The following is a 13,185-nucleotide window of genomic DNA, read 5'->3' as shown; positions in this document are numbered from 1 at the left end:
CATGGTAGGCAGGCTCTGTGATTGAAGGTGATGTAACACTTTGATCTTTTCGCCTGCACGCTAGATTGCCGAAGCAACATTATGACGGCCACGGACGGGTGACGCAAAGTCCATTGGCTCTTGCGAAAACAAGGAGAAATATCATGGCATTTGGTATCACGGCGACAGTCACTGTGGCGGAAATGGTGGCCGCAGACCTGGGTTTCGTATTTATTGATGGTGGTGAAAGTGCGGCAGTGACAGCAGGGAAAATTAGTTTTGGCATCGTGAAATCCGAAGGCACGGATGCCGCTAAAACATGGGGTATTGGCCCAGCAATGGAGGGCCTAGAGTTGGCTAACGCGATAACGGATGCCCCGTCAGCCGTCAACTACAACAACGTGAGTTATGTTTTCACCCAGAGCGGGGGAATACTCCAGTATTCTACCTGCAGTGGGAGCGGCTGGTCCGCAAGCACGACGTTGGTTCAGTCTGGCCTCTGCCTCACCGATACACCAGAACCCACCAGATTCACCCCAGAGTTCGGGCCCTCCGCAGTCGTGTTCAACGATCTGTTGTATGTCTTCTACCAGGGCACACCTCTCGGGAGCACCACCACCGGGCTCTATTACAGTGTGTTCAATGGAACAACCTGGTCTGACGCCATTCAGGTTGATAATGTGGGTATTTCCTGTTCGCCATGCGCCGTCGTGTTCAACTACCAGCTCTACGTGTTCCACCAGGGCGGGGGTAATAATGGACAACTGTGTTACAGCGTGTTCAATGGCGCCAGCTGGGCGGCCGACAAGCAGGTAGCGGGCGTTGGTATGTCTGTTTCGCCGGCCGCCGCGGTGTACAACGGCGAGCTGTATGTCCTGTACCAGGGCAGTGGTAACGATGGGCAACTGTGGTACAGCACGTATAACGGAAACTGGAGCAGCTCCAATAACACCGACAGCAGTGGGGGCATTAGTGCCGAGCCATGCGCCATCGTGTACGACGGTGAACTGCTTGTGCTCCATCAGGGCTCTGGAAACTCTCGGAATATCTATGTCAACGCTTTCAATGGCAGCAGTTGGGTCGGCGACACCCAAATGGCCCCGATAAGGATCTCAAACTCCCCCGCCCCCGTCATTTTCAACGATGAACTGTATTGCTTCTGGCAAGGCCCAGGATCAAATGGACAACTGCAATATAGTGGAAGTGATAGCAGCAACTGGATGCCAACTACGACGCTGAGTGGCGCCCAAATGTCGTGCAGCCCGAGCGCCACGGAATTCAACAATCAGCTGTATTGCATGTATCAGGGCTCGTGGCAAAGCGGCTACCTTTACCAAAGTGTTGGCACTGTCCAATCGACCTGGTCTTCGCCAAGCACCGCAAGCCCGATTAGCCTGTCCGCGTCACCTTCTGTGGTCGCCGTCTCCGACACGCTGCTTTACTCCTTCTTCCAGCAGGAGGGGCAGCTCTGCTATACCACCTGTACCAGCACCAATGCGTGGACATCGCCCTACCTTGTCGGGTGGTCGTCATCGGCCACCCAGCTCAACACCATCGGCCTCATGTACACCCCCTCGACCGTCATGTTCACACCGAGCGGGGCCACCTCGGCCCAGCTCTACATCTTTTACCAGACCGCCGATAACACCGTCTCCGGACAGCTTTGGTATGTGATCTTCGATACCGCCACGGGAACCTGTTCGCCCCCGATTCAGGTAGCCAACGTTAGCCTGTCGTACTCACCTTCGGCAGTTGTTTTCAATAAGCAGCTCTACGTCTTTTACCAAGGCGGCGCGGGTGGGCAGGGCAATAGCGGGCTGTACTATGACTGTCTGTCGACTGCAGGAGCCTGGTCCGGCAGCCAACAAGTCCCCGGCGTTGGAATTGCATACTCGCCGGCGCCTGTCGTCTACAACAATCAGCTCTACGTCTTCCACCAGGGCGAAGGAGGCGGACAACCCGACAATGACCTTTTCTACGACTGCCTGTCGAGCGCTGGCACTTGGTCTGGCGACACCCAGGTTTCTTGGGTCAACCTCTCGTACTCACCATCGGCCGTCTTCTGCGGCAATCAGATCCTTGTCTGCTACCAAGGCGAAGCAAATGGTCAACCCGATGGCTGCACTTACATCGCATCGTTGACAAGCTCCGGGGGTACCTCGCTTGAGGGCTACGTCGATATAGTACCTGCGACCCCCCCGGTCATGAATGGGCCAGGGACGGCAGCCGCGCCCATTACCTATGCACCCGCGGTCGCTGTGTGCAACGACAATCTCTATATCCTGCACCAAGGGGGCGGTGCTAGTGGCCAGCTCTGGTTCAACGTGATGAACAGCACCAGCTGGAGCGGTGCTACCCAAGTGAATCCGCAGGTACTGTCGGCATCGCCGTGTGCGGTGAACTTCGGCAATGTGATCTACAGCTTCTACAATCAAGGTGGTCAACTGTGGTGTAACGGCAACGCCGGTGGGGCGGCCACCTGGTTGCCTGAAACCCAGATCCCCGGTGTCATGCTCTCCGGGACACCGTCCGCGGTCGTGTTCAATAACGAGATCTACGTTTTCTACCAGGGGGCCAGCAATAACGGGCAGCTCTGCTACGTGACCTACAATCCGAGCACGAGCAGTTGGGCCTCGCCAGTCTGGATAAACTCTGCGGGCGAAGTACTGATGGAAAACTCGCCGTCCGCGGTGGTTTTCAACAATGTACTGTACGTCTTCTATCAGGGTGTTGGCGTAAGTTGGTGCTACAACACCTGCAGTGACGGGTCGACGTGGGGCGGGCAGGTCCAACCGTCCATTGGTGGAGGGGAGGCTTCACCGTCTGCCGTCGTGTACAACGATCAGCTCTATCTCTTCTACCAGGGCGGAGATGACTGGGGGGTGTATTACAATATATTCGATGGGAGCAGTTGGACTCCTGACGCCCCTATACCAGACTATCCCGTCATCTCCGCTTCGCCGTCAGCCGCGGTCTATGCGGGTGAGCTTTATGTCTTTTACCAGACCTCGGCTAATAGTGGCGGGCTCGACTACTCCGTGCTTAACGGAAGTACTTGGAGCTCAACCCTTGAGGTGATGCCCACTGGCTCCATGTCCGGATCGCCGGCGGCGGTCCTACTCAACAACTACGCCCTTTGGGTCTTGTATGAGGGCCCTGGCAATAACGGCGAGCTGTGCTACGTAGCCTACAACGGCCAACTCAGCTGGAGCACGCAACACCAGGTGGTCCCCGCCGTCTCCTCAACCTATTACTCCGGTCAGAATGCCATTCTGTCGTGGTGTCCGAATCTGTTGGTCTCGGACAACCTCCTCTATGTATTCATGCCCGCATCGAAAGAGGCAGATGTCCCCTACTACCTGTGGTCTGCCGACGGAAGCAGTTGGAGCACCCTGTACAAGGTCCCCGGTACGGGCATTTGGGATTCCCCATCGGCCGTCGTGTTCAATAACACGATCTACCTCTTCCACACGGGCACCAGTGGCACCTCATCCGGCACTGACAGTCAGCTTTGGTGCAACAGCGCGCCCTGCAACCCTGCCGGCCCACTGACCTGGTCCGGCGACAAGCAACTTGTGAACGGGGCCACAGGGCAAGCTATGGGGCTGATGGCTAACCAGTCACCTTCTGCGGTGGTGTTTAACAACAACATCTATTGCTTCTTCGCGTCACCGAACAATACGCTCAGCTATGTCATATTTAATGGCAGCAGCTACAGCCCAGGCATTAATTATATTATTCCCAGTTCGGGCTCAAACGAGATAGCGAGTTCGAGTCCGGCGGCGATCGTTTACAACAACCAGCTTTACGTCTTCTTCCAGGGCGTTGGTCGTAATAGCCAGCCGGATGGGCAACTTCTGTACGTTACCTCCTCTAACGGATCTAGCTGGTCTGGTGTCCAACAAGCTGGGTACCTGCAAGCGGCGACCGGACTCTCCGTTTGGAATATCCTGTCGACTCAGGTTCAGTCCTTGATCCCTCCAGTGATGACGAACCTCAAGGGCCAAGGCCCCGTTGATGACAAGGATATTTTTGGACCAAACCTGTTTCCAGCGCCTTGATGAAACAGAACTCCTCGATAGATAGAGAATGCATCTATCGAGGCGTTTTTCATGACCGACAAACGCAGAACATTCAACGACAGCTTCAAGCTGGAAGTCATGAGGATGATCAAGGACAAGGGCCTGGGCGTTTCACAGGTTTGTCGTGATCTTGATATTGGTGATACGGCCGTTCGGTGCTGGGGACAACAGTACAAAGCCGAGCAGTTAGGGCTCCTTCAGCCATCCGAACATACGCTCGATAATATTGCGCCGCCGGTATTTGGGCCGATCAAACAACCTGGGCAAACCCGGTCGAGGCTTTCGCTTCATGCTTCGCAACGGGATCACTGGCTGCATCCGATAACGATCGCAGTAACGGCGCAAGGCCAATGCGTCATAACCCTTGTCAGCCAGCAGCCATCGACAGCGTGCAGGGACGGCCGCGCAGGCTTGAAATGCAAGCCTCATCCAGCAGCGGCTGGGCATACGCGATATCGCTGACCTGCCCGCCTGAAAGTAGGAAGTGCAAAGGCACGCCATTGGCATCGCACAGCATGTGAATCTTGGTCATCAGGCCGCCCCGACTGCGTCCGAGCGCGTGGTCTTGCGGCTCTTCAGGCCCTCTTTATATCTTCTATCAAGGCGGCAGCAATGACGGTGCGCTTTGGTATGTAACCTCGACTAATCCGTCCAACTCACAAAGTTGGTCTTCACCCATCAAAACTCCTGGAGTGAGCATTGCTCAATCGCCATCCGTGGCAACTGTTGGTAACCAGATTTACGTTTCGTACCAAGGTGCCGGCACCAACTCCGGGCAGTTCTATTATATAACTTCGTCCGATGGACACACCTGGAGCGCTCCAACGCAAGTCACAAGCCCGAACCCTCAGTTTTCTGGCAGCCCTGTAGCGGCGATTGCATTGATACCAGATGCTTTGGCCGTGCCCTTCCTGCAGTAAGGGAAGCTCCGAGAAGGTCAACCCGGCCATATCCTGTCTAGGGAAACTCCGAATAGGCCGGCTACGGGTATCCGATTGACGACCTCATCGCTTTATAGGTTGCTCTTGGACGTGTGTCACCAGAAACCAGGGGCTTTCCCTGGTTTCTGCGTTTTACAGACGAACTTCGCCTTCACTGGCTCAGCGCCTGGGTAAAGGAGCGGTCGACCACCGTGGCAGTGGCCAGCGGCGCCGGCAGCGCCTTGACCTTGAACAGGAAGTCCGCGGTGCTTTGCAGGTCGGCGGCGGCCTGCGGGTCCACCGGGCCGACGCTCATGTGCGCCTGGCGCAACCAATGGCGCGAGACGTTCGGGTCGAGGTTGGCCTTTTTCGCCCACAGGTCGGCGTACTGGTCGGTGTGGCTGTCGACCCAGGCACGGGCCAGCTTCAGGCGGCCGAGGAAGTCGGCGATGGCTTCACGCTTGCTGTCGATGGCCGGGGTCGAGGCGGCGATGGCGCTGAGACCGGGCATCAGGTTCTTCGCGGTGAGGATCGGCCGCGCGCCGGAGAACAGGATCTGCTGCGAGATATAGGGTTCCCACACCGGGAAGGCGTCGATGCTGCCCTGGGGCAAGGCCGCGGCAGCGTCGATCGGCATCAGCTTGATGAACTCGACATGGTCCTCCGGCAGGCCAGCCTGCTCCAGGGCGCGCAGGGTCAGTTGCTGGCTCCAGGCGCCGGGCCAGTAGGCGACCTTCTTGCCCTTGAGGTCGGCGATGGTCTGCACCGGCGAGTCCTTGGGCACCAGCAAGGCGATGGTGTCCGGGTTCTGCCGCGAGACGCCGATCAGCTTCACCGGCGCCTGTTTCGCGGCGAGGAACAGAAAGCCCGAATCGCCGAGAAAGCCCAGGTCCAGGGCGCCTGTGTTCAGCGCTTCTGCCAGGGGCGCAGCGGCCTGGAAGTGTTTCCAGTCGACCTGGTAGGGCGCGCCTTCGAGCACTCCCGAGGCCTCCACCGAGGCTCGCACGTTGTAGTAGTTCTGGTCGCCGACATGCAGCACCAGCGGCTCGGCGGCCTGGGCCAGGGGCGCCGCGAACAGGGTGCTGAAGAGCAGACGGCGCAAGCGTCGGGAGAGCGTCATGGGAAATTCCTGGATGATTGGAAAAGCGGATTTTCTAGAACATAACGCTCTTAGAATCCGATTTTGAAATTCTGTTAATGCATAAGCTCATAGCCGCTTTGGCATCCGCAACCGGGGCTGTTGGCGGAGAAACAGCGCGGCAACAGACTGTCGGCCAGGCAACATCGCCAGAGGCTTTTTTCCTGTTGGAACACCTTGCAACCGCCCTTCCCCAGCTATGGCATAGAGCCTGCAATATTCCTTTCCGACAGGATTTATTCCTGCCTTCCGCGACTTTTGAAATAAGGAGCGGAAATAACAACATTGCCCTCTCGCCGCCTTGTCCGGAGCCATCCATGAAACCCGTCTTGCGCTTCCCCCTGGCCCGCGCCAGATACCTGTTCAGCGCCTGCGCCCTTGCACTGTTCCTGAGTTCGAGCCTGCAACCCCTGACCCAGGCCGCGGAAAGCCCGCCGGCCGAAGTGCACCTGGACTACGCCTATTACTCGCCGGTCAGCCTGGTGCTCAAGCACTTCGGCTTTCTCGAAAAGGCCCTGCCCCAGACCAAGGTCGGCTGGGTCCTCAGCCAGGGCAGCAACCGCTCCCTGGAATACCTCAACAGCGGCGGCGTCGACTTCGCCTCCTCCGCCAGCCTGGCGGCGGTGCTGAGCCGGGCCAACGGCAGCCCGATCAAGTCGGTGTATGTCTACAGCCGCGCCGAGTGGACCGCCCTGGTGGTGCGCAAGGATTCGCCGTACCAGACCGTCGTCGACCTCAAGGGCAAGAAGATCGCCGCCACCAAGGGCACCGATCCCTACCTGTTCACCCTGCGCAGCCTGCAACAGGCCGGGCTGAAAAAAGACGATGTGGAACTGGTGCACCTGCAGCACCCGGACGGTCGCACCGCCCTGGAGAAAGGCGACGTCGACGCCTGGGCCGGCCTCGATCCGCATATGGCGGCCAGCGAAGTACAGGCCGGGTCGCGCCTGCTGTACCGCAACACTGCTTTCAACAGCTACGGCGTGCTCAGCGTCACCGAGCAGTACGCCAAGGAGCATCCGCAGACCATCGCCAGCGTGCTCGCCGCCTATGAGCAAGCCCGCGAATGGTCGGTCAAGCACCCGGACGAGCTGGCCAAACTGCTGGCGGACGAATCCGGCCTGCCGCTGGAAGTGGCCCGGCTGCAACTGTCGCGCACCGACCTCGGCAACCCGCGGTTGAGCGCCGAGGATGTGCTGGCCTCCAAGGCCGCCGCGCCGATCCTGGTGTCCGAGGAACTGGTACGCCGCGGGGTCAACGTGGACCAGGTGATCGACCAACTGCTCGACACCGACGTCAAGCAGGCCGTGGCCCGTCAATAACCCACCGCCCAGGCGACGACCGAGTCCGCGCCTGGCGCGGATTCGGTGTTGCCGGAGAATCGCCATGAGCAGCGACAGCAACGACCTCTCGACCCGCCTGGCCCTGTCCGCGCCGGGCAAGCTCCCAGGCTTCAACCCCGCCCGCTGGCGCCTGCGCCTCAAGGGCCTGGCCCTGCCGGTAGTGATCATCCTGCTGCTGGAGTTCGTGGTGCGCATCGGCTGGCTGCCGTCGTACCAGATGCCGGCCCCCAGCGAGATCGCCCTGACCCTCGGCGACCTGGCCGAAAGCGCGCTGTGGAAACACATTGGCGCCAGCCTGCTGCGGGTGCTGCTGGGCTTTGCCATCGGCGCCGGCCTGGCGCTGGTCTTCGCCGCCTGGGTCGGCCTGAGCCGGGAGGCCGAAGCCTACCTGGAGCCGACCTTCGCCGGCCTGCGTTCGATCCCCAGCCTGGCCTGGGTGCCGTTGCTCCTGCTGTGGCTGGGCATCGACGAAACTTCGAAGGTGGTGCTGATCGCCATCGGCGCCTTCTTCCCGGTGTACCTCAATGGCGTGGCGGCGATTCGCGATATCGACCGCAAGCTGGTGGAGGTCGGCCACATGTACGGTTTCGGCCGGCGCCGGCTAGTGCGGCGGATTCTCCTGCCGGCCGCCCTGCCCGGTCTGTTCACCGGCCTGCGCAGCGGCATGAGCCTGGCCTGGATGTTCCTGGTGGCCGCCGAACTGATCGCCGCCACCAAGGGCCTGGGTTATCTGCTCAGCGACGGCCGGGAAACCTCGCGGCCGGACATCGTGCTGGCGGCGATCATCGTCCTCGCCGTGCTGGGCAAGCTCAGCGACGGCCTCCTCGCCGGCCTGGAAAAACGCTGCCTGGCCTGGCGCGACACCTTCAATGGCCAAGGCGGCAACGACTAACGCACAGAGGATCGAGCCATGACCCAAGCCCTGCTGGACATCCACGTGGAGCGCAAGACTTTCGCCGCCACCACCGTCCTCGACGATATCCGCCTGCAACTGCAACCGCGGGAAACCGTGAGCCTGCTGGGCCCCAGCGGCTGCGGCAAAAGCACCCTGCTGCGCATCGTCGCCGGCCTGGAGAAGGACTTTCAGGGGCAACTGCTGAGCCACACCGAACGCCTGGCCTTTGTCTTCCAGGAACCGCGGCTGATGCCCTGGCTGACGGTGGAACAGAACATCGGCTTTGGCGACGACGAGCATTACGACCGCGCCTGGGTCGCGCAACTGATCGACGAAGTCGGCCTCGCGGGTTTTGCCCAGGCCCTGCCCAAGGCGCTGTCCGGCGGCATGGCGCAGCGGGTGGCGATCGCCCGCGGCCTGTACGCGCGGCCACAGGTGCTGCTGCTCGACGAGCCCTTCAGCGCAGTGGACGCCTTTACCCGGATGAAACTGCAGGACCTGCTGCTGCAACTGGCCGAGCGTCACGCCATCGCCCTGCTGCTGGTGACCCACGATGTCGACGAGGCGCTGTACCTGAGCGACCGGGTGCTGGTGATGGACAACCGCCCCAGCCGTATTCGCCAGGAACTGGCGGTGCAACTGAGCCACCCGCGGGACCGCCGCGACCCGCTGCTGGCACGCCTCAAGGCGTTGGCCCTGACCGAATTGCACAAGGCCCATGTGATTTGAGCGGGCTTTGCCACGGCCCGGCATTTAAGAACACAAAGGAATTAATAAATAAACAATCAGTATTTATGGTTATAAAAATAACCACGTACTCTCAGCTCATCCCGCCCATTGGTCACGACAGTGAAGTGCCTTATGAAACCGACTGACAACGTTATCGACTTCGCCCAGTTCCGCAAACGCAAGCAGGCCCAGCAACTGGCCCGGGCCATGTGGGAGATGTACGCGCGCAATGCCGGTTACCAGGCGTTCCAGTGGGTTCAGGCGGCCCGGCCGACCAGGACCTACCACGCGTGAGCGCCCAGGAACCCTCGCGTTTTCTGGCGAGCGCCGACGAACCCGGCCTTGATTTGACCCCTCTGGAAACTCAGGAAGAAGACCCCATCAGCGAACGGGTCGCGCAAAACCTGCAACGCCTGCGCAGCAAGCGTCATCTGTCCCTGGATGCCCTGGCCCGCCAGTGCGGGGTCAGCCGGGCGATGCTGGCGCAGATCGAGTCCGGGCGCAGCGTGCCGTCGATCAAAGTGCTGTGCAAGATCGCCAAGGGCCTGAAGGTGTCGGTCGCGGCCTTTCTCGAACACCGCGCCTTCGAAGGCGTGGCGGTGCTGCCGTCGAGCCGGAGCAAACGCCTGGTCAGCGCCAACGGCGCCTTTGTCAGCCGCGCCCTGTTCCCCTTCGACGTGGCGCGCCAGTCGGAATTCTACGAACTGCGCCTGAGCCCGCTCGGCGAAGACCAGTCCGAAGGACACGGGCCGGGGGTCCAGGAAAACCTGGTGGTGTCCCAGGGCGTACTGGAAATCAGCGTCAACCAAGAACGCTACCTGCTCTCCACCGGCGACTCGATCCTGTTCTACGCCGACCAGCCGCACCGCTACCGCAACCCCGCCGACAGCGAAGCGGTGGCCTACCTGGTGGTGACCTACCCGGAACGCCTGGACTGAATCCTTGCGCGCGTCATGCCAGGCGTGAAGGCGAATACGGATTGAACGGCCGGGGAAACGGCCAAACGGCAGTGTGCCGGCCTTGCGGGTTCCATTCGAGACAGGCGATGTCGAGCTTCGATGTCGTGACAACGGATTTCATAGGACTTTCACCATTCGCTTACCGACGTTCTCTCCCCCCAGCAAACCGATCAACCCAGCCGGCAAACTGTCCAGCCCCTCAAGCACATCCTCGCGCACCCGCAACTGGCCGGATTCGACCCAGCCTTTGAGTTCGAGCATCGCCTGCTCGCGGTTCTCCAGGAAGTCCGCCAGCAGGAAGCCGCGCAATGTCAGGCTCTTGATAATGACCATCCCCGGCACCGCGAGCGATCCGGAGCCCGCTACACCGCCGTCGTATTGTGAAACGGCGCCACAACAGACGACTCGCCCATGGTTCGCCATATTCGACAGGCAGGCATCCAGTATGCGGCCCCCGGTATTGTCGAAATAGACATCGATCCCGTCCGGGCATGCCGCGCGCAGATCGTCGAGCAGGTTGCCCGCCTTGTAGTCGAGCGCCGCATCGAACCCCAGTTCACCGGTGAGCACGCCGCACTTGGCGGCGCCACCCGCAATGCCGACCGTACGGCAGCCCTTGAGCCTGGCGATCTGCCCGGCGATCGAGCCAACCGCCCCCGCCGCCGCGGAAACCACCACGGTGTCACCGGCCTTGGGCCGGCCGCATTCGAGCAGGCCGAAATAGGCCGTCAGGCCCGGCACGCCATAGATGCTGAGCAGATACGTCAGTGGTTCGATCCGCGGCAACCTGACCAGACCGTTGGCAGCAACCGCGGCGAAGGCCTGCCAGCCCGTCTCGGCAAACACCAGGTCGCCGATCACCAGGTGCGATGAGCGTGATTCGATCACCTCTGCCAGCGCCATGCCGGCCATGACCTCGCCGGCCTCAAGGCCTGCCCGATAGGTAGCGCCCTGCATCCAGGCCCTGCTGGCGGCATCCAGCGATACGTACAGGGTGCGAACCAGCACCTGGCCCTCGGCCGGTACTGGACGCGCGGCTTCCTCGATACGGAAGTGTTCAGGCCCCAGCTTGCCCTGGGGAAGCGCAGCCAGGATGACTTGACGATTGCTCATGAGAAGGCATCCACCCGGGTCAGTTCGGCCGACAGGCGCCAAAGACGTTCGGCCTGTTCCGGATCGACGGCATGGGGCCTTACGCCAACGAACGACGCCGGCTCGCTCTCGTCGAGCATGGCCACCTCGCAGTCTTCGCAATACAACCCACCCAGGCCATCCAGCTTCGGCGATGTCGCGGCCCAGACCTGGGTGGCGGCGCCTTGCCGAGGGTTCTTGAAGGCCGGGTTCGCCGGATTGCCCTCGGCGTCTATCCAGCCCAGGGCGACCATTTCTTCCTTGGGCAGGTAACGCTGCAGAGGTGTGGCGATCATGCCGGGGTGCAGAGAGAACGCCCGCACGCCCTGCTCGCGCCCCAACCGGTCCAGGTGCACGGCGAACAGCGCGTTGGCGGTTTTCGACTGGCCGTAGGCAAGCCACTTGTCGTAACCCCGATCGAACTGCGGGTCGTCCCAGCGAATGGCAGATGAGTGATGGCCCGCGGAGGACACCATCACCACCCTGGCACCGCCTTGCAACGCCGGCCAGAGCCGGTTGACCAGCGCATGGTGGCCCAGGTGATTGGTCGCGAACTGCGCCTCCCAACCGGGTCCCACTCGGGTTTCAGGGCAAGCCATGATGCCGGCGTTGCCCATCAATATGTCCAGGTGCGTGCCGCTCGCCAGAAACGCCTCCGAGAAACGCTTGATGCTCGCCAGGTCGGCCAGGTCCAGCCCATGCACCTCGACATTGGCGAGACCGGCAATCCGGGCCTGGGCCGCCTGGCGATCGCGGGCCGCCACTATGACCCGTGCCCCGGCGCCGGCCAGCGCCCGAGTGGTTTCCAGGCCCAGGCCGGAATGCCCTCCCGTTACCAGGGCCGTGGTTCGGGAAAGATCGAGACCTTCGAGCACCTCGGATGCCGTCGAAGCTGCGCTGAAACCGGAATGAACAGGCGTCTGTCTATGGGTCATTGCAATGTCCTTTACGAATGGAAACCAAGCTGCCAATTTGAAGCGCTTTCATTCTGCGAGCCCGAAGCTGGAGCGTGAATGCAATGGCGTCCTACTTTCTATCGAGAGCGTCCGGTTTGACACATGGATCCCCTATCAGAAGTCCTCACCCAGCTCAGTAGCCAGCATTCCTTTTTCGGTGGTTTGAAAGCCGGCGGCGACTGGGCCGTGCGCTTCCCGGCACCGGAAGGCGTCAAGTTCAACGTGCTTGTGCGGGGGGCTTGCTGGCTGGCCGTGGAAGGAGAAGCAGAGCCGATATGGCTGCAAGCAGGCGACTGTTTCCTGCTATCCCGTGGGCGCCCCCTCTTGATTGGCAGCGATCTTTCGCTGCCAGCGATCGCTGCCGAGGCGATCTATCCTCACGCCGTTAACGGCGTGGCGCACTGCGGCAGTGATGAAGATTGCTTTCTGGTCGGCGGGCGTTTCGCCTTTGGCGACGAAGCCGAGCTTTTGTTCGACAGCCTGCCACCGGTCGCGGTGATCAAGAACGAGTCGGACCAGGCATCCGTATTGCGCTGGGCCTTGCAGCGGCTGGCGCACGAACTCTCCACCCCATCCCCGGGCGGCGCCCTGATGGTCCAGCACCTGGGCCACATCATGCTGGTGCAGGTACTGCGCATTTACCTGGAGCAGGAAGGAGGCAATACACCGGGTTGGCTCTCGGCGCTGTCCGAACCGCGTATCGGTGCCGCCGTTCAGGCCATTCACTCCAGCCCTGCCCAACGATGGACGGTCGAGGCCCTGGCCCAAGTGGCCGGTGTCTCGCGCTCGACACTGGCGCTGCGTTTCAAACAGGCCGCCGGCTTTTCGCCCCTGGAATACGTGTTGCGTTGGCGCATGCAACTGGCAACCCGGTCCTTGCGCAACACCCACCTGACGATTTCCTCGATCGCCCAGGCCCTGGGCTACGAGTCCGACAGCGCGTTCAGCAATGCCTTCAAGCGCATCATCAAATGCTCGCCACGGGAGTACCGGGAACGAGCAAGGGCCGTCGCCCAACCCCAGGGGGAATCCGAAGTTCGAGTGGGTGCCTGA

Annotated in this window: 10 protein-coding genes and 2 pseudogenes; 8 read left to right on the top strand and 4 right to left on the bottom strand. The window is 61.1% G+C overall.

The window, feature by feature from the left end; genetic code table 11:
- Positions 1–143 precede the first annotated feature (143 nt).
- Both PMI20_RS14765 and PMI20_RS30970 read left to right on the top strand, forming a co-directional pair.
- Positions 144–4,040, top strand: a complete 3,897-nt coding sequence (locus tag PMI20_RS14765) for a glycoside hydrolase (RefSeq protein WP_007929048.1) — start codon at positions 144–146, stop codon at positions 4,038–4,040.
- A gap of 51 nt (positions 4,041–4,091) precedes the next feature.
- A pseudogene (locus tag PMI20_RS30970) lies at positions 4,092–4,193 on the top strand (transposase); the annotation flags it as partial.
- A 60-nt stretch (positions 4,194–4,253) separates the two neighbouring features.
- On the opposite strand, the pseudogene PMI20_RS14760 reads toward PMI20_RS30970, so the two are convergent.
- Positions 4,254–4,644 (bottom strand): annotated as a pseudogene (locus PMI20_RS14760) (IS5 family transposase); the annotation flags it as partial.
- A gap of 509 nt (positions 4,645–5,153) precedes the next feature.
- Positions 5,154–6,101, bottom strand: a complete 948-nt coding sequence (locus tag PMI20_RS14755; RefSeq protein WP_007929051.1) for an ABC transporter substrate-binding protein — start codon at positions 6,099–6,101, stop codon at positions 5,154–5,156.
- A 335-nt stretch (positions 6,102–6,436) separates the two neighbouring features.
- Between PMI20_RS14755 and PMI20_RS14750 the strand changes: the two genes are divergently transcribed.
- The 5 genes from PMI20_RS14750 (at position 6,437) to PMI20_RS14730 (ending at position 10,024) form a co-directional block, all read left to right on the top strand.
- Positions 6,437–7,441, top strand: a complete 1,005-nt coding sequence (locus PMI20_RS14750; protein WP_007929054.1) for an aliphatic sulfonate ABC transporter substrate-binding protein — start codon at positions 6,437–6,439, stop codon at positions 7,439–7,441.
- A 64-nt stretch (positions 7,442–7,505) separates the two neighbouring features.
- Positions 7,506–8,354 carry an ABC transporter permease gene (locus PMI20_RS14745; RefSeq protein WP_007929056.1) on the top strand — a complete coding sequence of 283 codons (849 nt, stop codon included), beginning with the start codon at positions 7,506–7,508 and terminating at the stop codon, positions 8,352–8,354.
- A gap of 18 nt (positions 8,355–8,372) precedes the next feature.
- Positions 8,373–9,086: an ABC transporter ATP-binding protein gene (locus PMI20_RS14740; protein WP_007929065.1), complete on the top strand. Its 714-nt coding sequence runs from the start codon at positions 8,373–8,375 to the stop codon at positions 9,084–9,086.
- Positions 9,087–9,218: 132 nt separating this feature from the next.
- Positions 9,219–9,380 carry a hypothetical protein gene (locus tag PMI20_RS14735; RefSeq protein WP_007929067.1) on the top strand — a complete coding sequence of 54 codons (162 nt, stop codon included), beginning with the start codon at positions 9,219–9,221 and terminating at the stop codon, positions 9,378–9,380.
- Positions 9,381–9,433: 53 nt separating this feature from the next.
- Entirely contained in the window at positions 9,434–10,024 is a 591-nt protein-coding gene (locus PMI20_RS14730; protein WP_371860905.1) for a helix-turn-helix domain-containing protein, read from the top strand.
- Between the two features lie 138 nt (positions 10,025–10,162).
- Here the strand turns inward: PMI20_RS14730 and PMI20_RS14725 are convergent, their stop codons facing one another.
- A complete protein-coding gene (locus tag PMI20_RS14725) occupies positions 10,163–11,158 on the bottom strand; it encodes an NADP-dependent oxidoreductase (RefSeq protein WP_007929072.1) in 996 nt (331 codons plus the stop codon).
- Positions 11,155–12,111, bottom strand: a complete 957-nt coding sequence (locus PMI20_RS14720) for an SDR family NAD(P)-dependent oxidoreductase (protein WP_007929074.1) — start codon at positions 12,109–12,111, stop codon at positions 11,155–11,157. Before PMI20_RS14720 ends, PMI20_RS14725 begins: the two co-directional genes overlap by 4 nt.
- 123 nt (positions 12,112–12,234) lie before the next feature.
- Here PMI20_RS14720 and PMI20_RS14715 point away from each other — a divergent pair, with 123 nt between their 5' ends.
- Positions 12,235–13,185, top strand: a complete 951-nt coding sequence (locus tag PMI20_RS14715) for an AraC family transcriptional regulator (RefSeq protein WP_007929076.1) — start codon at positions 12,235–12,237, stop codon at positions 13,183–13,185.

The sequence above is a fragment of the Pseudomonas sp. GM17 genome (genome assembly GCF_000282175.2).
In the GTDB taxonomy this organism is placed as follows: Bacteria; Pseudomonadota; Gammaproteobacteria; order Pseudomonadales; family Pseudomonadaceae; genus Aquipseudomonas; species Aquipseudomonas chlororaphis.
The sequence above is the reverse complement of the archived record's forward strand: the minus strand, read 5'-3'. Positions and strand labels throughout refer to the sequence as shown.